The organism is Novosphingobium sp. (assembly GCF_049240505.1).
In the GTDB taxonomy this organism is placed as follows: Bacteria; Pseudomonadota; Alphaproteobacteria; order Sphingomonadales; family Sphingomonadaceae; genus Novosphingobium.
The window spans coordinates 1-20,516 of sequence record NZ_JBMLSM010000212.1 but is presented as its reverse complement, the minus strand read 5'-3'; the positions used below and the strand labels follow the sequence as shown (position 1 = coordinate 20,516).

Annotated in this window: 19 protein-coding genes, 1 tRNA gene, 1 pseudogene and 1 riboswitch; of the genes and pseudogenes, 6 read left to right on the top strand and 15 right to left on the bottom strand. The window is 61.8% G+C overall.

Annotation, left to right across the window (positions count from 1 at the left end; genetic code table 11):
- The 12 genes from ACOVQ0_RS17345 to ACOVQ0_RS17290 all read right to left on the bottom strand — a co-directional run.
- On the bottom strand, positions 1-184 hold a 184-nt coding region (locus ACOVQ0_RS17345), incomplete at its 3' end, for a P-II family nitrogen regulator (protein ID WP_421887321.1).
- 198 nt (positions 185-382) lie between these two features.
- Positions 383-1,096 (bottom strand): endonuclease/exonuclease/phosphatase family protein, encoded by a 714-nt coding sequence (locus ACOVQ0_RS17340; RefSeq protein ID WP_421887319.1) that lies wholly within the window; start codon positions 1,094-1,096, stop codon positions 383-385.
- Positions 1,097-1,117: 21 nt separating this feature from the next.
- Positions 1,118-1,675: a pyridoxamine 5'-phosphate oxidase family protein gene (locus ACOVQ0_RS17335; protein ID WP_421887317.1), complete on the bottom strand. Its 558-nt coding sequence runs from the start codon at positions 1,673-1,675 to the stop codon at positions 1,118-1,120.
- Positions 1,675-2,547: an alpha/beta fold hydrolase gene (locus tag ACOVQ0_RS17330; protein WP_421887315.1), complete on the bottom strand. Its 873-nt coding sequence runs from the start codon at positions 2,545-2,547 to the stop codon at positions 1,675-1,677. Before ACOVQ0_RS17330 ends, ACOVQ0_RS17335 begins: the two co-directional genes overlap by 1 nt.
- A gap of 46 nt (positions 2,548-2,593) precedes the next feature.
- Positions 2,594-4,126, bottom strand: a complete 1,533-nt coding sequence (locus ACOVQ0_RS17325; protein ID WP_421887313.1) for a peptide chain release factor 3 — start codon at positions 4,124-4,126, stop codon at positions 2,594-2,596.
- An 11-nt stretch (positions 4,127-4,137) separates the two neighbouring features.
- Complete coding sequence (locus ACOVQ0_RS17320) at positions 4,138-5,022, bottom strand: aldose 1-epimerase family protein (protein ID WP_421887311.1); 885 nt, start codon at positions 5,020-5,022, stop codon at positions 4,138-4,140.
- Positions 5,019-7,421 carry a phenylalanine--tRNA ligase subunit beta gene (pheT, locus tag ACOVQ0_RS17315; RefSeq protein ID WP_421887308.1) on the bottom strand — a complete coding sequence of 801 codons (2,403 nt, stop codon included), beginning with the start codon at positions 7,419-7,421 and terminating at the stop codon, positions 5,019-5,021. Before pheT ends, ACOVQ0_RS17320 begins: the two co-directional genes overlap by 4 nt.
- Positions 7,418-8,518, bottom strand: a complete 1,101-nt coding sequence (gene pheS, locus ACOVQ0_RS17310) for a phenylalanine--tRNA ligase subunit alpha (protein WP_421887306.1) — start codon at positions 8,516-8,518, stop codon at positions 7,418-7,420. Before pheS ends, pheT begins: the two co-directional genes overlap by 4 nt.
- A 61-nt stretch (positions 8,519-8,579) precedes the next feature.
- The gene (locus ACOVQ0_RS17305) at positions 8,580-9,410 is read right to left on the bottom strand and encodes a helix-turn-helix domain-containing protein (RefSeq protein ID WP_421887304.1); all 831 of its coding nucleotides are present in this window, start codon (positions 9,408-9,410) and stop codon (positions 8,580-8,582) included.
- A gap of 192 nt (positions 9,411-9,602) precedes the next feature.
- A complete protein-coding gene (gene rplT, locus ACOVQ0_RS17300) occupies positions 9,603-9,962 on the bottom strand; it encodes a 50S ribosomal protein L20 (RefSeq protein ID WP_421887300.1) in 360 nt (119 codons plus the stop codon).
- 13 nt (positions 9,963-9,975) lie between these two features.
- Positions 9,976-10,179 carry a 50S ribosomal protein L35 gene (rpmI, locus tag ACOVQ0_RS17295; RefSeq protein WP_039333769.1) on the bottom strand — a complete coding sequence of 68 codons (204 nt, stop codon included), beginning with the start codon at positions 10,177-10,179 and terminating at the stop codon, positions 9,976-9,978.
- 121 nt (positions 10,180-10,300) lie between these two features.
- Positions 10,301-11,206, bottom strand: coding sequence for a homoserine O-succinyltransferase (locus tag ACOVQ0_RS17290; protein WP_421887297.1), 906 nt, complete (start codon positions 11,204-11,206; stop codon positions 10,301-10,303).
- A 52-nt stretch (positions 11,207-11,258) separates the two neighbouring features.
- A riboswitch (SAM-I-IV-variant riboswitch) is annotated at positions 11,259-11,377 on the bottom strand.
- A gap of 152 nt (positions 11,378-11,529) precedes the next feature.
- Here ACOVQ0_RS17290 and ACOVQ0_RS17285 point away from each other — a divergent pair.
- Together ACOVQ0_RS17285 and bfr are read left to right on the top strand one after the other, a co-directional pair.
- A complete protein-coding gene (locus ACOVQ0_RS17285; protein ID WP_421887294.1) occupies positions 11,530-11,706 on the top strand; it encodes a (2Fe-2S)-binding protein in 177 nt (58 codons plus the stop codon).
- A gap of 156 nt (positions 11,707-11,862) precedes the next feature.
- Complete coding sequence (gene bfr / locus ACOVQ0_RS17280; RefSeq protein ID WP_168854622.1) at positions 11,863-12,342, top strand: bacterioferritin; 480 nt, start codon at positions 11,863-11,865, stop codon at positions 12,340-12,342.
- Positions 12,343-12,355: 13 nt separating this feature from the next.
- On the opposite strand, the gene ACOVQ0_RS17275 is transcribed toward bfr, so the two are convergent.
- From ACOVQ0_RS17275 to ACOVQ0_RS17265, 3 genes are read right to left on the bottom strand one after another with little or no spacing between them, the layout of a single operon-like run.
- The gene (locus ACOVQ0_RS17275; protein ID WP_421887291.1) at positions 12,356-12,916 is read right to left on the bottom strand and encodes a YqgE/AlgH family protein; all 561 of its coding nucleotides are present in this window, start codon (positions 12,914-12,916) and stop codon (positions 12,356-12,358) included.
- Positions 12,917-12,963: 47 nt separating this feature from the next.
- Positions 12,964-15,705 (bottom strand): [protein-PII] uridylyltransferase, encoded by a 2,742-nt coding sequence (locus ACOVQ0_RS17270; RefSeq protein ID WP_421887288.1) that lies wholly within the window; start codon positions 15,703-15,705, stop codon positions 12,964-12,966.
- 48 nt (positions 15,706-15,753) lie between these two features.
- Positions 15,754-17,457: a class I adenylate-forming enzyme family protein gene (locus ACOVQ0_RS17265; protein WP_421887285.1), complete on the bottom strand. Its 1,704-nt coding sequence runs from the start codon at positions 17,455-17,457 to the stop codon at positions 15,754-15,756.
- A 168-nt stretch (positions 17,458-17,625) separates the two neighbouring features.
- Between ACOVQ0_RS17265 and lgt the strand changes: the two are divergent.
- The 4 genes and pseudogenes from lgt to petA form a co-directional block, all read left to right on the top strand.
- Positions 17,626-18,417 (top strand): annotated as a pseudogene (lgt, locus tag ACOVQ0_RS17260) (prolipoprotein diacylglyceryl transferase); the annotation flags it as partial.
- Positions 18,412-18,529, top strand: a tRNA-OTHER gene (locus ACOVQ0_RS17255). The pseudogene lgt and the gene ACOVQ0_RS17255, both read left to right, overlap by 6 nt.
- Before the next feature lie 7 nt (positions 18,530-18,536).
- On the top strand, positions 18,537-19,592 hold the full coding sequence (locus ACOVQ0_RS17250; RefSeq protein WP_421887282.1) for a class I SAM-dependent methyltransferase: 1,056 nt from the start codon (positions 18,537-18,539) through the stop codon (positions 19,590-19,592).
- A 255-nt stretch (positions 19,593-19,847) separates the two neighbouring features.
- Positions 19,848-20,411 (top strand): ubiquinol-cytochrome c reductase iron-sulfur subunit, encoded by a 564-nt coding sequence (gene petA / locus ACOVQ0_RS17245; RefSeq protein ID WP_168854616.1) that lies wholly within the window; start codon positions 19,848-19,850, stop codon positions 20,409-20,411.
- The last annotated feature ends 105 nt before the right edge of the window (positions 20,412-20,516 follow it).

Below are 20,516 nucleotides of genomic sequence, written 5' to 3'. Positions count from 1 at the left end.
CGATCTTCACCTTCGGCAGCATGTTGGTCGAATATTCGGCGCCACGGTAGATTTCAGTCTGGCCCTTCTGCCGACCGAAGCCCTTCACCTCCGACACCGTCATCCCAGCAACGCCCAGCCCCGACAGTGCTTCACGCACCTCGTCCAGCTTGAACGGCTTGATGATGGCGATGATGAATTTCATTCATGCCCCCTTCTTTTGCCCACACACACCGGACGACCCGCCGGCAGGAATGATTAAGCAAGGGGTGTGCCAAATCCGAAAAGTTACGGATTCCGCCGTTTACACAGACGAAATTGCCCGGCTGACGGTTATCGCCGCCCGAATCTTGTGCATGATATGTGTTGTGCCTGTTTTTTAGGCAGAGTGTCGTGCCTCAAATCAGGGCAGGAGGAGCGTGGCCCAAACCGGCAGATGATCCGATCCCACAGCCGCAAGCGGGCTGTGATGAACGCCGGTGGCCTCCACTTCCACGCCTTCGCTCACCACGATGCGATCAAGCTGTGCGAGCGGACGGCGGGCGGGAAAGCTGCGTCCCGGCGCAAGTACGCGCAGCGGCGAGGCGAAAGCCGCAAGCGCGCCGCCGGTGGGCGACCATTCGTTGAGATCGCCCATCATTACCGCATGGCCCGGCGCATCATAAGCCGAAAGATGACCGCAGACCGCAGCAACCTGCTGGCGGCGGCGCAGACCCGACAGATCAAGGTGCATCCCGATGACGCGCACCAGTGCATCGCCTACCCGCAAAGTTGCGCAGACAGCGCCGCGCGGCTCAAGCGTAGGAAGCGGCACGGCACAGGCATCGACAACTTCGATTCCCCGACGCACCAGCAGGGCGTTGCCGTGCCAGCCCATGCTGGAGGCGGTGCGGGCGCGGTCATAATGGCCCGGTTCCACGGCCATCCACGGGCTGTGATCGTCCAGCATCGCGCGCGGGATGACGGCTTCGCGCAGGCCAAAACGGCGGTCCGCTTCCTGCAAAGCCACGACATCGGCATCAACCTCACGCAGGACGGTGAGGATGCGATCAGGATCACGCCGACGATCCAGCCCGACACCTTTGTGGATGTTGTAGCTGGCGACCTTGAGCTTCATTCCGGCAGCTTCATGCGCGCCTCAGGCACCGCCGATGTAGCGATCGGTCGGTCGCACCGGCAAACCATCGATACTGCGAACACGCCCTGCCATCTTCGCTTCCCATGCCGCCGGATCGGACTGGGCATGATACTTCACCAGCGTGGGGCGTTCCTGTTCAACCGTCATGATCGGCACGCCCCAGCCGCAACTGGTCTGCACGCTATCAACCGTGATGTCGAAAATCTGGCGAGTGCCCGGTAGCAAGGTGAAATGACCGGCCAGTTCGTCCCATTCGGGATCAGCGGGAAGCACCGGTTTGCCGTGACCATACAGGCGCAGGATGAGTGCCGGCTGCTGAAAATTGGTCATCATCACCGTAATGCGCCCATCCTGCATCAGATGGGCGTGAGTTTCGTTCCCCGAACCGCCAAGATCGAGGTAGGCAACACGATTGGGACCAAGCACGCGGAAACTGTCGTAGCCCTTGGGCGAAAGATTGATACGCCCTTCCGCTGCTGCCGTTGCAACAAAAAATACCGACTGCCGCCCGATCATGGCCTCATGTTCGGGCAGGATGCTGTCGGTAAATTCTGCCATCAGAGAAAATCCTTGAGCGTGGCGATGAACTTGTCGAACTGGTCGTGATGGAGCCAGTGCCCGGCGTTCTCGAACTCGATCACTTCGGCATTGCGGAAATGCTGCGCCATGCCGTTCCGTTCCGGGTTGCCAGCCCATGAATCCGCGCCGTTGAGGAGAAGCGTAGGACAGGTGATGGCCTTCCACAACTCGTCGCGCTGTTCGATGCTGATATCGTAGGGCGCGCCATCGACGTTAAGATGCGGATCGAACTTCCAGCTGAACGTGCCATCCTCATTACGATTGATGCCGTGCAGCGTCAGGTGGCGGGCCTGAACATCCGTCAGATAGGGGTTTTCGCCCTTCATACGCGCATAGGCGTCTTCCAGCGTGGGGTAACGGCGTGGCAAGCGGCCTGCGGCCTTGCGTTTTTCACCGATGAATTCGCGCACGCGGCGGGCAAAGGGCACATCCTTTAACAAGGCCTCCCGTTCGGGCGTGGGGAACAAGCCCTCGATCGCCACAATCTTTCGCACGTTTTCGGGAAACAGCCCGGCATAGCGCAAGCTGGTGTTGGCACCCCACGAATGCGAAACGATGGTTACGGGAGCCAGATCGAGCTGGTGGATCAGTTGGGCCACGTCATAAACGAGGTCCATCGTCCGGTAGTTGCCGTCCGATGTCCATTCGCTGTCACCGTGGCCACGATGGTCCATCGCGATGATGTGCCAGTCTTCGCGCAGGGCTTCGGCGGTCCAGTCCCACGAACGGCAATGGTCGCGCCCGCCGTGGACCAGCAGGAGCGGCGGTTTGTCCGCATTACCCCAGTCCACATAGTGAAGCCGCAGGCGTTGCGAGATGAAGGTGTTCGAAGTGGGGCCGAGAAGTTGCATGGCAGGCTAACTGCGCCCGATGCCCTCCGGTTTCAACCCCGCACCGTTACCTTTCCTTGGTTGCAGAAAACGTCAGGTCGGGATTGCGCTCTTGCTGATAGCCGACGTCCCAAGCAGACCGGGCCATGAACACCGGATCGCCATCGCGATCCTTGGCAAGGTTGGATACGTTGAAATCAGCGAAGGATTTCAAGGCCGCATCGCTTCCCTTGATCCAGCGGGCGGTGTCGAAAGGCGAAGGTTCAAGAACGGCTTCAACCTTGTATTCCGCCTCAAGCCGCGAGATGAGCACGTCGAGCTGGAGCTGGCCAACCACACCGACGATCCATTGTGAACCGATTTCCGGGTAGAACACCTGAATCACGCCCTCTTCGGACAGATCATCCAGCGCCTTGCGCAACTGCTTGGTCTTGGTCGGATCCTTCAGCACCACACGACGCAGGATTTCGGGCGCAAAGTTCGGCAGTCCGGTAAAGCGCAGGTCGTTCTTTTCCGAAAGCGTATCCCCTACGCGCAAGGTGCCGTGGTTGGGAATGCCGATGATGTCGCCCGCTTCTGCCGTATCGGCAATCTCGCGGTCCTGCGCGAAAAACAGGATCGGCGAATGCACCGCGATCGGCTTGCCAAGGCCCGAAGGCGTCAGCTTCATGCCGCGTTTGAACGTGCCCGAAACCATGCGCATGAAAGCGATGCGGTCGCGGTGCTGCGGGTCCATGTTGGCCTGCACCTTGAAGATGAAGCCGGTCACGTCGGGACGCTCCGGGTCAACCGTGCCTTCGCTCGATGATTGCGGGCGCGGCGGCGGGGCGAAGCGCGCGATGGCGTCGATCAGTTCCGCCACGCCAAAGTTCTTCAGCGCCGATCCGAAGTAGACCGGCGTCAGATCGCCGTGGCGATAGGCTTCGAGATCGAATTCGGGATAGCCCGCGCGCGCAAGTTCGATTTCCTCGGCAATGTCTTCGGGGATATCGCCAGACGCATATGGGGCCGGTTCGCGCTTGCCCAGAAACTCGCGACTGTCGCCTTCGGGCCGTGCGATTGTTTCGTCGGCGAAGTTCATCACGCCCTGGAAAATGCCGCCCATGCCGATTGGCCACGACATCGGCACCACATCCAGCGCCAGCGCATCTGCCACTTCGTCGAGCGTTTCGAACACCGAGCGGCCTTCGCGGTCCACCTTGTTGACGAACGTGATGATGGGAACGGAGCGCATCCGGCACACTTCGAACAGCTTGCGCGTCTGCGGTTCGATGCCCTTGGCCGCATCGATCACCATGATCGCCGAATCGACCGCTGTCAGCGTGCGATAGGTGTCTTCGGAAAAGTCCTCGTGCCCCGGCGTATCCAGCAGGTTGAAGACCACGCCGTCCTTCTGGAACGTCATCACCGATGACGTGACCGAAATCCCGCGCTGCTGCTCGATCTTCATCCAGTCAGACCGGGCACGCCGTGCGGCACCGCGCGCCTTGACCTCGCCCGCAAGATGGATCGCCCCGCCTTGCAGCAGGAGCTTTTCGGTCAACGTGGTCTTGCCCGCGTCGGGGTGGGAAATGATGGCGAAGGTGCGGCGATTGGACATGGGGTGCGCGGTTAGCGCGGTCTGACGGTCACGTCCATGCGGAAGCTGCGGGTCTGGCCGGGATCAAGCAGCACCACGCCGGGCTTTTCACGAAAGTCCCCGGCAAAACCTTCGGGATCGGCGTGCCCCTGCCACGGCTCGATGCAGATATATCGCGCGCCGGCCTTCTGCCACAGACCCAAGGCAGGCGTGTCAGGAAAGGCGATGTCCAGCCATGCCCCGCCATCGGCCCCATAGGACAGCGAACGGCTGTTCAGGCGGTCCCAGATCACCGCGTTGGCCGTGAACAGCTCTTCACGCAGGGGCAGTTCACGGCCCTTAACCGGGGATGCTTCCGGCTCTGCCAGCAACAGCCCCGTCTCCTCGCGCAGACGGCGAACGGCTTGCGGTTCATCCTGTTCGAACACCAGCTTGTGCGCATCCTTTGCCGCCCCGCCGGGCAAGGGCCAGGCAAAAGCCGGATGATAGCCAAAGCTGAACGGCAGGCCTGCATTGCCCGTGTTGCGGACCGTTGCCTGCATCGCCAACGTCATTCCGTCGATGCGGAATGCCATGTCCAGATCGAACAGGAAGGGATAGTTTGCGCGAGTCTCAACACTATCGGTCAGGCGGAAAACGATACGGTCATCGCTCCGTTCGACAGGGGTGAAGCGGCTGGTCCGTGCAAACCCATGCCGGGGCTGCGCATATTCGCGCCCATCGATCCGCAGGTGGTCCCCGGCGACTGATCCGATGATCGGGAACAGCAGCGGTGCATGGCCCGTCCAAAACGCCGGATCAGCATCCGTCATGTATTCCGCGCCATTCGCATCGGTCAGCGACCAGAGTTCCGCGCCGTGCGGATTGATCCGCGCGGTCAGCCCCTTGCCGCTGATCGATAAGAGGCCGTCCGTCATCCCCGCAGCGTGCCGCCCTGCTTGGCTGCTGCGGCGACCACCTTGTCGGCAATCGCCTTGAGCGCGGCTTCATCAAACGACTTTTCCGTAGGCTGAAGCGTGACTTCGACGGCAAGGCTCTTCTGCCCTTCGGGCACGCCCTGACCCCGGAAATCGTCAAAGATGCGCACGGCGGTGATCGCCTGCTTGTCTGCGCCCTTTACCGCACGCAGAATATCGCCCGCCGGGACTGCCGCATCGACAAGGAACGCAAAATCGCGCGTGACTGCTTGCAAGGGCGGCGGGGCGAAGTGCGGACGGGCAAAGGCACCCGCGCCCTTCTTTGCCGGAATGCGATCGAGAAAGAGTTCGACCACCGCAACGGGTGCATCAAGATCGAACGCTTTGGCAGTAGCAGGATGCAGCATCCCGAAACGCGCCAGAACCTGCTTCGGCCCGAGCCGCAAGGTAGCGGACTGGCCAGGGTGGAACTGTGCGCCGGCTTCACCCATAACCTGCAGGTTTTCAACCGGTGCGCCAGCTTCGGCCAGCAGTGCCAGCGCCTCGGCCTTGGCATCGAAGGCGTCGAACGATCGCACCTTGCCATTCGCCCAACCGCGCGCCGTATGTTCACCGGCCAGCACCACGGCAAGGCTCAGCTTCTCGTCACTCGCGCCTGCCGCTCCACGCAGATAGCGATGCCCCAGTTCGAAGAGACGAACCGATGTGACACCGCGATGCAGGTTGCGCTGCGCCGCCGAAAGCAGGCCGGGCAGCAGCGACGGACGCATGACCTTGAGGTCTTCCGAAATCGGGTTGGCGAGGCCCCACAGTTCCTCACCATCGGCGAAATGCGCGGCCTGCGATTCGGGCAGGAACGACCATGTGACCGCTTCATGCAGACCGCGCGCGGCAGCAGCGCGGCGGACGCGGCGTTCAAGCGTCTGAACCGCAGTTGCCGTCGGCTTGGCCACACCATCTGCGCGCGGCAGCGGCGTGGAGGGCACAGCATCAAGGCCGTGAACGCGGATCACTTCCTCAACGATGTCTGGCGCGCCGTCCACATCGGGACGCCAGGTGGGCACCACCACATTCCAGTTGCTCGCCTGATCTTCGGCCACTTCGAAGCCCAGCGCGGCAAGGATGCGCTTCTGTTCGCCATTGGCGACATCAATGCCGCCAAGGCTTCCGGCCAGCGCCGGATCGTAAGCCACGGTCTTTCGCGCCAGCGGCGGCTGCCCTGCGCGGACGACCTCGCTCGCCTCGCCGCCGCAAATTTCGACGATCAGGCTGGTGAGAATGTCCATGCCGGTATCGAGGAACGCCGGATCCACCCCGCGCTCAAACCGGCCCCGCGCGTCTGACGCCAGCGCCAGCGCCTGCCCGGTGCGGGCGATGGCTGCGGGCGTGAAATAGGCGATTTCGAGCAGAACGTCGGTCGTCTCGTCAGAGCAGCCCGAATGCTCGCCCCCCATAATCCCGGCAATGTCGTGAACGCCCGAATCATCGGCAATCACGGTCATCCACGATTGCAGCGCGTATTCCTTGCCATTGAGCGCGAGGCACGTTTCGCCTTCGCGCGCCTTGCGCGCCACCACAGCGCCGTTGAGCTTGGCCAGATCATAGGCATGGGCCGGGCGACCATACCCGAGCATGACGAAGTTGGTGATGTCCACCAGTGCGGAAATCGGGCGCTGGCCTGCGCTCTTGAGGAAGTCCTGCAACCACTTCGGGCTGGGACCGTTCTTCACTCCACGGATCACGCGCCCATAGAATGCAGGGCACCCGTCCGCATCATCGGTGCGAACGTCGACCGGGCACGGGAAGGTGCCGGGAACAGAGGTCGCCGCAATCGGCTTCAACACGCCCAGGCCCGCCGCTGCCAGATCGCGCGCAATGCCGTAGACGCCCATGCAATCAGGCCGGTTGGGCGTGATCGCCACATCGAACACCGGGTCCGAACCGATGTAGTCCGCAAAGCTGGTGCCGACAGGCGCATCTTCGGGCAGTTCGATGATGCCGTCGTGATCCTCGCCCAGGCACAGTTCGCGCGTGGAGCACATCATGCCGTTGGATTCGACGCCACGGATCGCGGACTTGCGCAGTTCCATGCCATTGGCGGGCACCACGCCACCCGGCAGGCCCAGCACGCCAACCAGCCCCGCCCGTGCGTTGGGCGCACCACAAACCACTTGCAGCGGCGTGCCATCACCCAGATCGACCGACAGCACCTGCAACTTGTCAGCCTGCGGGTGCTTTTCCGCCGTCAGCACGCGGGCAACGCGGAACTTCGTCAATGCAGCCGAGGCATCCTCGACGCTTTCGATTTCCAACCCCAGCGAGGTCAGCTTTTCGGCGATCAGCTTCGCATCGGCCTTGGTATCCAGAACCGACTGCAACCATGAGAGCGAGAACTTCACGAACGTACTCCAACACCGCCGGAAAGGGTCGGCACGTCCAGCGCGCCAAAGCCATAGTGGCCAAGCCACCGCGCATCGCCATCGAAGAAGGCGCGCAGATCGTCCATGCCGTATTTCAGCATGGCAAGACGATCGACGCCGGTGCCGAAAGCGAAGCCCTGCCACTCGTCGGGATCAAGCCCACCGAACTCGATGACCTTGCGGTTGACCATGCCGCTGCCCAGCACTTCCATCCAGCCACCGTTTTCAGCATCGCCGCTGCCACCGACGACACGCTTGCCGTTGATGAGGGTGTAGCCAACGTCCACTTCCACCGATGGTTCGGTGAAGGGGAAGTAGCTGGGGCGCAGGCGCAGAACGATATCGTCGCGTTCGAAAAACGCCTTGAGGAAGGTTTCCAGCGTCCATTTCAGATGGCCCAGGTGAATACCCTTGTCGATCACCAGGCCTTCGATCTGGTGGAACATCGGGGTGTGCGTGGCGTCCGAATCCGAACGGTAGACGCGGCCCGGCGCAATGATCCGCAACGGCGCACCATCTTTCAGCATCGTGCGGATCTGCACCGGCGAGGTGTGCGTGCGCAGCAACATCGACCGGCCTTCGGCGTCCTTGTCCGGGAAATAGAAGGTATCGTGCATCGCGCGCGCCGGGTGCGTTTCCGGCATATTGAGCGCTGTAAAATTGTGCCAATCGTCCTCGATCTCTGGCCCGCTCGCCACGGCAAAGCCCATGTCCGCGAAAATCTCGGCCAGTTCGTCCATCACCTGTGAAACAGGATGGATCGAACCGCGCGCAGCTTCTGGCGCAGGAAGCGAAAGATCCAGCGTTTCGGCTGCAAGACGCGCATCGAGCGCAGCGCTTTCCAGCCCGGCCTTGCGTTCTGCCAGCGCGGCGGTCACCGCTTCGCGCGCGGCGTGGATCTTCGGCCCTTCGCTCTGCCGTTGGTCAGGCGTCATGCCGCCCAACGACTTGAGCAGCGCGCTGACCCACCCCTGCTTCCCAAGCGCTGAAACGCGGATCGCCTCCACCGCTTCAGGTGTGGTCGCGGCTGCAATGGCGCCAAGCGTTTCGGCTTGCTGTTGATCGAGCTGTTCCATGCGCGCAGCCGCTAGCCGCAAATGCGCCAGAATCAAAGTGGCCAGAATCCAAAGTGGGGAGTTATCGCACGTTGGGCGCGTGGAGCGCTTGGACAGCACTGCCCATGAACTCCTGCCGCGCGCGCATCACTTCGCGCAGGACAGGCTTGGGGGTGGCCGCATACTCGCTGGGACTCATGCCCATGAAGCGGTGAAAGTCCCGAACGAACTGGGCCTGATCGTGATAGTGGCTATCGATCGCCCCGATCCAGTGAAGCGCAGGGTCGAGCATATATTGCACCAGAGAGCGCATGAAACGCTGGCGGCGCAGCAGCAGGCGCGGCGGAAAGCCGAAATGGCGACGGCAGAGGCGTTCCAACGTATGTGAAGGAAGGCGCGCGGCCTCTGCCATTTCAGCGACAGTGCCGACTTCGGTGTCGAGCAGCGCGGCATGGCAGGCAAGGATACGCGGATCGTCCTCTTCAATATCTGCAGCCAGCGCATCAAGGAAAAAGGTGTTGATCCTTGCCAGTTCCGCCGCCTCATCCGGCTCCGAGCCGAACAGCGAGGCCGCAAGCGGGCGAAACCCGGCAAGGAAGCGCTGCTCGCTCACGGCATAGATTCTATCGGAATGGGCATTCGCCGGCTCGCCTACAAAACGCGCCCAACCTAAGGGCAGGATTCCGACACCCCAGGTTCGCGTCGTGCCCACCGTAAAGCGAAGCGCCGTGCTGGTCGGCCCGGTAAAATTGGCAGCGCTTCCGTGCAGCAACGGCTGCCCGGGGAATTGCGAATCCGGTGTGTCGCCACTGAAGAAGCGCAGGTTCCCCCATTCCGGGTGGAGATGATCGGTCACCCGGACGCCATCGGCAACGGTGATCTCGGTCAGGTAGAAAGTGGTGAAATAGGGCATCAACCCCGCAGGCGGGGGATGGAATCGAACCCGGACTGTGCAGTCCCCGCTCGTCAAGTTGTGCGCGCCCCGATCTTTGTTTTGCGAACCTGTCCACCCCACAGTGCATCGCACTTGCACGAGTCGCAACGAAAAAGGGGCGGATTTCCGAAGAAACCCGCCCCTTTTTCAGGTGCAAGGAGTGCAACCGCCTTAGGCGGGAAGCGCTGCCTTGGCCTGTGCGATCACCGCAGTGAAGATCGCACCCTCGTTCATGGCGAGGTCGGCCATCGTCTTGCGGTCCAGTTCGATCCCGGCCAGCTTGGTGCCGTGGATGAACTGCGAATAGGTGAGGCCTTCGGCGCGGACAGCAGCGTTGATGCGCTGGATCCACAGGGCGCGGAAGCTGCGCTTCTTAACCTTGCGGTCGCGATAGGCATACTGGCCAGCCTTTTCGACGGCCTGACGGGCGACGCGGATGGTATTCTTGCGACGGCCACGATAGCCCTTCGCCTGATCCAAAATCCGCTTGTGCTTGGCTTTGGTGGTTACACCACGCTTGATACGGCTCATTAGTCAGCGCTCCTCAGTTCAGCCCGTAGGGCGCCCACTTCTTGATCACCTTTGCGTCTGCATCGGAGATCACGTCAGTGCCGCGGTTCTGGCGGATGTACTTGGCGTTGTGGCTGATCAGGCGGTGGCGCTTGCCGGCAACGCCGTGCTTCACCTTGCCGGTGGCGGTGAGCTTGAAGCGCTTCTTAACGCCGCTCTTCGTCTTCATCTTGGGCATTTTCGTCTCCTGATTACGACGTGTCCGATCTGCCTTGGCAGCCCTTGTGGCCAGGCCGATCATCGAATCCGCGTCGGTTGAAGGTGGGGCCGTTAGGGGAAGCCAGCCCGGAATGCAAGGATCATCGGCCGATGTCGTTCAGATCATAAGGCGTGGTTTGGTAGACCTCGTTGACCCAATTGCCATAGAGCAGGTGGCCGTGGCCGCGCCACGAGTTGGCAGGCACGCCTTGCGGATCGTCTCCAGGGAAATAATGGCGCGGCAGATAGCCGCCTTTATCCCGCGCATATTCACCGGCCAGCGTCAGCGTATCGTATTCCAGATGGTTGAACATGTGCAGCGTGCGCGTTGCCGGATCGTCGATCAGGCACAGGCCGGTTTCCGCGCTGTCAGCCAGCACGGACAACCCGCGCCCTTCGGGCAGGTCTTCACGGCGAACCTCGCTCCAGCGCGAAACCGGCACGTCGAACACATCGGGAAGTCCCCGCATCCACGGACTGGCGGGTGCATGGTTGATATGCCTGAACACACCCGACGCCTTTGCGGGGAGAAGATGCTTTTCCACGCCGTGGAAGTGGTGCAGTGCGGCCATTGCCCCCCAGCACACCGACAGCGTGCGATGGGCATTGGTCTGCGACCAATCGAAGATGCGGCGAAGTTCGTCCCAATAGCCAACTTCCTCGAACGGAATCGTCTCGACCGGCGCGCCGGTAACGATCAGGCCATCGAAATTTTCAGCCTTCACGTCCTCCCACGGCCGATAGAAGGCCGAGATGTGGCCCGCCGATGTGTTCTTGCTGACGTGATCGGAAATCCGCATCAGTTCCAGTTCGACCTGCAACGGCGTGGCACCAAGCAAACGGGCGATCTGGGTTTCGGTGGTGATCTTGTCCGGCATCAGATTGAGCAGGGCAATGCGCATTGGCCGTATGTCCTGCCGCGCTGCTTCGGTTTCGCTCATCACGATCACGCCTTCGGCTTCCAGCGTGCGGCGGGCGGGGAGATTGTCGGCAATCCTGATCGGCACTGTCTTTGCGTCTTTCTTCTCAACCTGAGTGGGGAAGACGCTCTTGCAGTGTCCGTGTCCGTTTGGTTGCCGGATCGGCCACATCCCTTCACAGCTTTCGCTGATCTGGCACCACCTTGCCCGGAACGGCAGGTTGGCGTTGGAGCGTCACCCCAACTCTCGATGTAGAGCGGTATGTAAGCCGCAGCGCAGCGCTTTGCAACGGGCGAGATGGCTGACGCGATAGACGCAAGACACGCTTGCTATTGCAACCCAGTCGCATTATTACTGCGAATCATTGGCAGGATAGCTGCCGCCTGAGGATCGTCGCCAAGGATCGCCGAATGTACATCTGCATCTGCAATGCCATCCGCGAAAAAGACATCCGCAACACGGCCCGCTGCCATGCGGGCGGTGCGGAAGACATCTATGGCCGCATGGGGTTCCGCCCGCAGTGCCGCCAGTGCCTTGAAGACGCTGACGATGTGATCGCCGACGAGCGCGCCTGCGCACTGGCCTGATCCTGCTGCACAGCGTTCGCAGTGCAGTCTATTCGCATTACCATTGAAATCGCTAGAAAACAGCGCATTGCGTGCGAGTCGTTCGCGCTTGGTTCACGGGCAGAGTGCGCCTAGAATCGCACCACTCTCCAAGCATCAAGTTCGAAGGATTCCGCAATGAAGGGCGATGCCAAGGTCATCGAGTTTCTCAACAAGGCACTGCTCAACGAGCTGACGGCGATCAACCAGTATTGGCTGCACTATCGCCTGCTTGCCAACTGGGGCGTGAAGAAGCTCGCCGAATACGAACGCCACGAATCAATCGACGAGATGAAGCACGCCGACATGCTGGCGGACCGCATCCTGTTCCTTGATGGCCTGCCCAACTTTCAGGCACTTGGCCGGTTGCGCGTGGGCGAATCGGTGGAGGAAATCCTGAAAGCCGATCTCGCGCTGGAAATGGATGCGCTGCCGCTGCTCCGCGATGCCATCGCCTATTGCGAGGAAGTGCGCGATTACGTCAGCCGCGACCTGTTCCAGAAAATCCTCGAAAGCGAGGAAGAGCATGTCGACGTGATCGAAAAGCAGTTCGACATGATCGAGCGCATGGGGCTGGCCAACTACGTACAGCTCAACAGCGAGGCTGCGGAAGCCTGATCGGAAACCCGGTTCAGGCGCTGCCCGTCTGGCCGACAAGGTGCGAGGGGTCGATCCCCTCGCGCTTCCACGTCTGGGTCCAGCGCCTTCCCGTTGGGGTGCTGAACAGAATGTCCGAATGGCCCTGCGCCGCATACCATCCGTGGTGCCGCATTTCGCCTTCCAACTGGCCCGGCCCCCAACCTGCATAACCCAGCGCGACAAGAAACTTCGAAGGCCCCCGTCCTTCGGCAATCGCGCGCAGAACGTCGAGCGAAGCGGAAAGCTGGCATAGTGGGTTTACGGTCACGCTGCCCTCCCCGCCCCAATCGTTGGTGTGCAGAACAAATCCACGCGCCGTTTCTACCGGCCCGCCGTTCAGCACCGGCACATCGGGCGCAATGCCGGGATCAATGCCGATATCCTCAAGCAGTCCATGAAGGGTCAGCCCTTCGCGCACATCACCAACCCCGATGCCCAGCGCACCGTGTTCATCATGCACGCACATCGCGATCACCGCGTGGTCGAACCGGGTATCGCCCATGCCCGGCATGGCCAACAGCAGGCGTCCGGCAAGATATTCCGCATCACTCATGCAGGCCGACATAGGAACGCTTGCCGCATGTTGCCAGTGCGCGCCAATCAGGCCGCTGCTTTGATCTTGCGATCCTCGGCAGCTTCCAGCAGGCGCTTCTCAACAACCTTCATGCGCGCTTCGTCATCCACTTTCGCGCCCAGCACGTCGGTAACGTAGAAGGTATCAACCGCACGCTCGCCATAGGTGGCGATGTGCGCGGAATGAACCACAAGCCGCGCTTCGAACAACGCACGGGCAAGGCGGTTGAGCAGTGCAGGCCGGTCGCGCGCGCCAACCTCGATCACGGTGAAGCGGTTCGATGCCTTGTTGTCGAAGATCACGATCGGACGCACATCGAACGCATCGGCGCGCGGACGGGCCAGCGGGCGGGCGGCAAGCTGCGGCACCAGCTTTACCCGGTTGGCCAGCGCATCGGCAATGGCGTTCTTGAGCCGGGCGATCTGCGTCGCCTCGTTCAACGGACGTCCAAGCGGGTCCTGCACCAGAAAGTTGTCAACCGCAGTGCCGTTGCGCGTGGTATGGATGCGCGCGTCGATAATGTTGCCACCGGCGAGGTGGATACCGCCGGCAATGCGATAGAACAGACCAGGATGATCCGCCGCCAGCACGGTGACCAGCGTGGCACCGCGCGCCGGATACCACTGCGCCTCAACCGAAAGCGGCTCACCCAGCGCGGCATCCATCTGCTGCAGGTTCAGCGCGACGATATCTTCCGGCTCGGCAATCCAATAGGCATCGCCAAGCTGCTTGCCCACGGTGCCGATCAGCGCATCGCGTTCCTTCAGCAACGATGCCACGGCCTTCTTCTTGGCGGCAATGCGCTCCGCCCGGCCATGCTGCTTGTGCCCAAGACGCAGCATTTCCTCAGCCGAGATAAAGAGATCGCCCAGAAGCTGGCGCTTCCACGAATTCCAAACCCCCGGCCCCACCGCGCGGATATCAACCACGGTCAGGATCAAGAGCAGCCGCAAGCGCTCCTGACTTTGCACCGTGCCCACAAAATCCGCGATGGTCTTGTAATCGGCAAGATCGCGCTTGAACGCCGTCGCGCTCATCAGCAGATGCCAGCGCACCAGCCACGCCACCAGTTCCGTCTCTGCCGCCGAAAGGCCCAGACGCGGGCACAGCTTCATCGCCACATCGGCACCCAGCACCGAATGATCGCCCTGCCGGCCCTTGGCAATATCGTGCAGCAGCGTGGCGACATAGAGTACGCGCCGTGACGCCACCTTGCTCACCACTTCGCTGGCCAGCGGATGATCGTCCTTGGCCTCGCCCTTTTCGATCTTGGCGAGCAGACCGATGGCGCGGATGGTATGTTCGTCCACCGTGTAGTGGTGGTACATGTCGAACTGCATCTGCGCCACGACACGACCGAAATCAGGAACGAACCGGCCGAACACGCCCGCCTCGTTCATCCAGCGCAGCACGGTTTCGGGGTCATTCCGGCTGGTCAGCACTTCAAGGAACAGCGCATTCGCACGCGCGTCCTTGCGCACACCAGCGTCGATCAGCCCGGCATCGCGCCGCGCAATGCGCATGGCATCTGGATGGATTTCCACCTGCTGCTCGCCCGCAACGGCGAACAGTTCGATAAGGCGCACCGGATCGTTCTGGAAAATCGCCTCGTCGGGCACGCCCAGCTTGCCGCCATCAAGCACGAATGCGCCAATCTTTTTCTTGCGGCTGCGCAGTGCGGCGAAAAATCCGCGCTTCTGCCGGGCGAACTGGCCATCAAGCTGCGCAAGGAAAACGCCTGTCAGCGAACCGACCTGCTTTGCCTGCAGGAAGAAGTACTGCATGAACCGCTCGACCGCGCTTTTGCCAGGGCGATCGGCAAAGTTCATGCGCATGGCGACCTCGCGCTGAAGATCGAAGGTCAGCCGGTCTTCCGCACGATTGGTCAGCGTGTGCAGATGGCAGCGCACCGCCCAGAAGAAGTTCTCTGCCCGGCGGAAGGCGCGGTATTCCTCCGCCGTCAGCAGCCCCACATCGACGAGTTCCGAAGCATCGCGCACTTTGTGGATGTACTTGCCAATCCAGTAGAGGGCGTGAAGGTCGCGCAAGCCACCCTTGCCCTCTTTCACATTCGGTTCGACAACATAGCGGCTGTCGCCCAACCGCTTGTGGCGCTGGTTGCGCTCTTCCAGCTTTTCCGAAACGAACTGCTTTTCGGTGCCGTTGACCACTTCGGCCCAGAATCGCGCCGAAGCTGCATCGTAAAGTTCACGATCACCCCAGACATAGCGGCCTTCGAGCATGGCTGTGCGAATGGTCAGATCGCTCTTCGCCATGCGCACCACTTCGTCGAGCGAGCGGCTGGAATGGCCAACTTTCAGGCCAAGATCCCACAGGAAATAGAGCACCGCCTCGATCACCTGCTCGCACCATGAGGTCGGCTTGATCGGCGTGATGAAAGCGATGTCCACGTCCGAATGGGGCGCCATTTCGCCCCGGCCATAACCGCCGACAGCGATCACTGCGATCCGCTCGCCCATCGACCTGTTGCTGGCGCGATATACGCGCGCAACAACGTGATCGTAGATGATGCGCACAAGCTGATCGACGAGAAAAGCCTGCGCCTGCGCGCATTCGGTGCCACCGGAAGGCTTCGCCACGAGACGCCGCGCAATCTCTGCGCGGCCATTTTCCAGCGCAGCACGCAGGATATCGACCACAGCCTGGCGTGACTTCTCGCCCTGATCGGCAAAGGCAGTCGCTACCGCATCGGCAACGGCACGACGGTCGATAATGGCACGCTGGCTGGCGATCCGGGGAAGCATCATGCCGCCCCTTCTATCGCCAGAGCCGTTACCGTCCAATAACAATGGCTATCAGGATGCCAGCCATTCCTTGGTATAGCGTTCGCGCAACGAGCGTTTGTCCACCTTCTCCGTGCCGAGCCGGGGCAGAGCCTCGTGGACTTCCCAAAAACGCACGGGAATCTTGAACGGTGCAATGTGTTCAGCGAGAAAGGCGTGCAATTCGTCCTCGGTCGCCGAACAGCCTTCCTTGGCGAGATAGACGGCTGCGGGAACCTCGCCAAATTTCTCGTCCGGCAGGCCAAAGACGCTGGCCTCGGCAATGCAGGGATGGGCGTAGATCGCGCTTTCCACCTCGATGCACGAAATGTTCTCACCACCGCGAATGATGATGTCCTTCTTGCGATCGACGATGAACAGGTAGCCTTCGGGATCGAGATACCCCAGATCGCCGGTGCGGAAATAGCCGTCTGCCGTGATCGCCTCGCGCGTTGCCTTCTCGTTGTTCCAGTACCCCAGGAAATTGCAGATGGAGCGGATGGAGACTTCACCGATCTGCCCTTGCGCCAGCACGTTCCCGTCATCGTCGAGAATGGCCAGATCGACAAGCGGGCGCGAGGCCGTGCCCGTGCTGCCGGGCTTGGCAAGGTAGTTCTCGTTCAGGTTGCCACAGCCCACACCGTTGGTTTCGGTCAGACCATAACCCAGCAGCGGGAAGGCGTGGGGCAGGGCCTTGCGGATGCGGTCGACATGTTCAACCGGGCGCGGCGCACCGCCAGCAGCGAAAGATACGCACGTGGAAAGGTCGTATTTGTCGCGGTCCGGGTGCGTTGCGATCTCGAAGCTCATCAGCGGCACGCCAACGAAGTAGCTGACCTTCTCCTTCTCGATCAGACGCATCGCCTCCACCGCATCCCACTTGGGCATGAGCACCAGCTTGCGCCCGATGGCAAAGGATTGGAGGAAAACCGGCACTTCACCCGTAACGTGGAACAGCGGCACGTTTACCAGCGTGGTCGGCTGCGCATCGGGTGCAGGCGCTTCTCCGCGTGCAGTCAGGATACCCAGCATCGCTGCAGTCTGCGCGACATAGTTCATCGTGCCCTGCACCACGCCACGATGGTCCGAATAGGCCCCCTTGGCCATACCGGTAGAGCCGGACGTGAACAGCACAGTCGCCAGATCGTCGCCGGTCAGTTCCGGCAGGATCGTGTCCATGCCGCCACCATTGGCAAGCAAGGCGGCAAGACCCTGCACGTAATCGCAATCGTGCTCCATCGGCAGCAGTGTGGCCCCGTGAGCGTGGCCTGCGATCCGCCCAGCGCGCGCCTTGTCAGCAATGATGTAACGGCAATCGACCAGATCTATACCGTGGGCCAGCTCCTCCCCTTGCCACCAGCCATTGAGCAGCGTGGCGCAACCGCCTGCCATCAGCACCGCCATATAGGCGATCACCCAGTTGGCAGAATTCCGTGCGGCCAAGCCCACCCGCTCGCCTTTTTGAAGACCAAGACCTTCGACCAATCCACCCGCCACGTGGCGCGCAGCCTTGTAGACGTCGGCGAAGCTCAGCCGCGTTTCACCGTCCACAATGAAGGTCTTTTCCCCCTGTGTGGCGCAGAAATAGGCGAAATATGCCGGCAGATGGGGCGGCGCGGCGGCAATCATCGGCAGATCCCGATCAAACCGCCGGATGGGAACCGTGTGGAACATGCCGCCTTCAGAAGTCAGCGCGCCAAAAGCGCGGTCCATAGCAAGGTCCAGCTCGGTCTTCATGATACCCTTTCAAGTCTCCTCACCCGCAGGCCCATCTTGCTGTGCGCCTTTTCGGGTTTGCCTGTGGCCTTTCCCCTGTGCCAATACGGTAACCCTGAGGGCACGTCCGGCAGCATGGAAACGGGTCCGTTCTGAAGTTTGTAGGGAGTTCACCGCTTGCTGTCACTAGTGTCAACGGCAACCGCCCTTGCCGTAACGTCCGCCGCTTCGGCGGGGCTGGCCGATGCGGTTTCCGGCCCGATTCGCTGGGAAAATCTGGGCGTTTCACCCATCGCGCTCGACCTCGGCTTCTTCGCGCTCAAGTGGTATTCGCTCGCCTATCTTGGCGGCATCGTGCTGGGCTACTGGCATCTGTCGAAGATGATCCGCCAGCCCGGATCGCCGATGGCTCAGCGCCATGCTGACGACCTCTTCTTCTACGCAACGATAGGCATCATCCTTGGCGGAAGGCTCGGCTACGCGCTGTTCTACGCCCCCGAACTGCTCACCCATCCGCAAAATCTGATCAAGCTCTGGGAAGGCGGGATGAGCTTCCACGGTGGCCTCGTCGGCACCGTTCTGGCCATCGCGTGGGTGTCATGGCGCGGCAGGCTGAACTTCGTGCGCGTGTGCGATTACATTTCGGTCTGCGTGCCATTCGGCCTGCTGTTTGGCCGCCTTGCCAATTTCATGAATGGTGAACTGTGGGGTCGTGAGGCTGGCCCTGACGTGCCCTGGGCCATGATCTTCCCCGGCGGCGGGCCGATCGCGCGCCACCCCAGCCAGCTTTACGAAGCCCTGCTGGAAGGTCTGCTGCTGGCGATCATTCTGCTGTTCCTGTTCTGGAAAACCCGCGCTCGCTGGCGCACCGGCCTGCTCGTCGGCCTGTTCACTTTCGGCTATGCGCTCGCCCGCTTTACCGTGGAGTTCTATCGCGAACCGGATGCGCAACTCATGGACTTTGCGATGCGTACCGGCTTTTCGATGGGCCAGTGGCTGACCATTCCGATGATGGCCATCGGTCTGTTTTTCTTCCTGCGGGCGCTGATCCACAAACCGATTGCCGCGGGTGCGATCCCTGCCGATGAAGCCACGCCTGCGTGATTCCACCGCTGCTCGACACGTTCAAACGGCTGATCGCCAATACCGGGCCGATCAGCATCTCGCATTACATCGCCGAATCGAACGCGCACTACTATGCCCGGCGCGATCCCTTCGGCGTGGCCGGTGACTTCATCACCGCCCCGGAAATCAGCCAGATGTTCGGCGAGCTGATAGGCCTGTGGCTGGCCGACATCTGGATGCGCGCCGGACGAACCGAGCCGGTTCATTACGTCGAACTCGGTCCCGGTCGCGGCACGCTGGCGCGCGATGCGCTGGGCGCGGCACGGCGCTATGGCCTTGTCCCGTCCACTCATTTTGTCGAGACGAGCACCGCGCTCAAGGCATTGCAGCTCGAACTGCATCCGCAAGCCGTTTGGCACGCCGATCTTTCGACCGTGCCCGCCGATGGCCCCCTGCTGATCGTGGCCAACGAATTTCTCGATGCCTTGCCGGTCCGCCAGCTTGTCCGCACGCAGCACAGCTGGCGCGAACGCCTGGTGGGGTTGGCGGACGACCGACTCGTGCCCGTTGCAGGGTCTGCATCGATGGACGCTGCGGTCCCCGCCGATCGCCGCGATGCACCGGAAGGGACGATTCTGGAAACATCCCCGGCCTCTGCCGCGGTCTTGTATGAAGTGGCTGGCAGACTGGCAACACAAGGCGGAGCCGCGCTGTTCATTGACTATGGCCATGCCCAACCGCGCTTCGGTTCATCACTGCAAGCAGTGCGCGCGCACCGCAAGGTCGATGTCTTTTCCGCGCCGGGTGAAGCGGATCTGACCGCGCATGTAGACTTCGCCGCCCTCGCGTCGATTGCCCAATCACGCGGGATTCGCTGGCTGGGTACGGAAGAGCAAGGGCGCTGGCTGCGCGCACTTGGTATCGAAGCGCGCGCTGATGCACTGGCCGCTTCCGCGCCGGCCCACGCCGCGGCGATCCACACAGCGCGCGAACGCCTCACCGGCGAGGGGCAGATGGGCGCATTGTTCAAGGTCATGGGAATCGCTGCGCCCGACTGGCCTGACGGAGCAGGCTTCGGCTCGATGGCCTGATGCTCGAAACCCCCTGTTACCCGTGCGGAAATACGGCGGAAACAAGGGCTATTCCCCATACCAAAATGCCTGTTGGCAAAGCCGTCGCTTTGCGTCTATCAGGCGCGCCAAGTGGGGGCTGGCATGGCGTGTTTGCGCGTGCCCGGCTCCCGTGCGGTTCAGGGTGCGCCGGTCCGGCCATCCCGATCCGTTCCACGAGGGCAAGTTGGACCGCGTGCGATCCGCGCGCGCGGCGGCAGCAGGCAGGGAATTTCAATGGCTGAACAGGCGAGCATCGACACTTCGGCAGAAGCCGGAGAAGGCGTGCGCCGGCGCGATTTCATCAATATCGCGGCGGTGAGTTTTGCGGGGGTAAGCGGCGTTGCCGTGCTGGTTCCGCTGGTAAGTCAGATGGCGCCATCGGCGGACGTTCTGGCGCAAAGCTCGACGGAGATCGACATTTCGGCGATCACTCCGGGCCAGGCAATCAAGGCGGTGTTCCGCAAGCAGCCGGTTTTCATCCGCAATCTGACGCCCGAAGAAATCGCTTCGGCCGACAAGGTTGACGCCTCCTCGCTGCGCGATCCGCAGACGCTGGAAGAGCGGACCAAGGAAGGCAAGACCAACTGGCTGATCACGATGGGCGTCTGCACCCACCTCGGCTGCGTGCCGCTGGGCGCGGGCGAAGGCGAAGTGAAGGGTGAATTCGGCGGGTACTTCTGCCCCTGCCACGGTTCGCACTATGATACCGCCGCCCGCATCCGCAAGGGTCCGGCACCCAAGAACCTTGAGGTGCCCGAATATGCATTCATCTCCGACACTGTCGTGAAGATCGGTTGAGGACAGGAAACATGAGCTTTCCCTGGGCAAACGAATACAAGCCGGCCTTCGGCCTGACGCAGTGGCTTGACGAAAAGCTGCCGCTGCCCCGCTTCGTCTACAACG

Bases quoted from the DNA above. Each gene is read 5' to 3' on its own strand.
- rpmI (WP_039333769.1), bottom strand. From the start codon at position 10,179: ATGCCCAAGATGAAGACGAAGAGCGGCGTTAAGAAGCGCTTCAAGCTC.
- bfr (WP_168854622.1), top strand. From the start codon at position 11,863: ATGAAGGGCGATGCCAAGGTCATCGAGTTTCTCAACAAGGCACTGCTC.
- ACOVQ0_RS17270 (WP_421887288.1), bottom strand. From the start codon at position 15,705: ATGATGCTTCCCCGGATCGCCAGCCAGCGTGCCATTATCGACCGTCGT.
- ACOVQ0_RS17325 (WP_421887313.1), bottom strand. From the start codon at position 4,126: ATGTCCAATCGCCGCACCTTCGCCATCATTTCCCACCCCGACGCGGGC.
- ACOVQ0_RS17335 (WP_421887317.1), bottom strand. From the start codon at position 1,675: ATGGCAGAATTTACCGACAGCATCCTGCCCGAACATGAGGCCATGATC.
- ACOVQ0_RS17275 (WP_421887291.1), bottom strand. From the start codon at position 12,916: ATGAGTGATGCGGAATATCTTGCCGGACGCCTGCTGTTGGCCATGCCG.
- rplT (WP_421887300.1), bottom strand. From the start codon at position 9,962: ATGAGCCGTATCAAGCGTGGTGTAACCACCAAAGCCAAGCACAAGCGG.
- petA (WP_168854616.1), top strand. From the start codon at position 19,848: ATGGCTGAACAGGCGAGCATCGACACTTCGGCAGAAGCCGGAGAAGGC.
- ACOVQ0_RS17320 (WP_421887311.1), bottom strand. From the start codon at position 5,022: ATGACGGACGGCCTCTTATCGATCAGCGGCAAGGGGCTGACCGCGCGG.
- ACOVQ0_RS17285 (WP_421887294.1), top strand. From the start codon at position 11,530: ATGTACATCTGCATCTGCAATGCCATCCGCGAAAAAGACATCCGCAAC.
- ACOVQ0_RS17330 (WP_421887315.1), bottom strand. From the start codon at position 2,547: ATGCAACTTCTCGGCCCCACTTCGAACACCTTCATCTCGCAACGCCTG.
- pheS (WP_421887306.1), bottom strand. From the start codon at position 8,518: ATGGAACAGCTCGATCAACAGCAAGCCGAAACGCTTGGCGCCATTGCA.
- ACOVQ0_RS17265 (WP_421887285.1), bottom strand. From the start codon at position 17,457: ATGAAGACCGAGCTGGACCTTGCTATGGACCGCGCTTTTGGCGCGCTG.
- ACOVQ0_RS17340 (WP_421887319.1), bottom strand. From the start codon at position 1,096: ATGAAGCTCAAGGTCGCCAGCTACAACATCCACAAAGGTGTCGGGCTG.
- ACOVQ0_RS17305 (WP_421887304.1), bottom strand. From the start codon at position 9,410: ATGCCCTATTTCACCACTTTCTACCTGACCGAGATCACCGTTGCCGAT.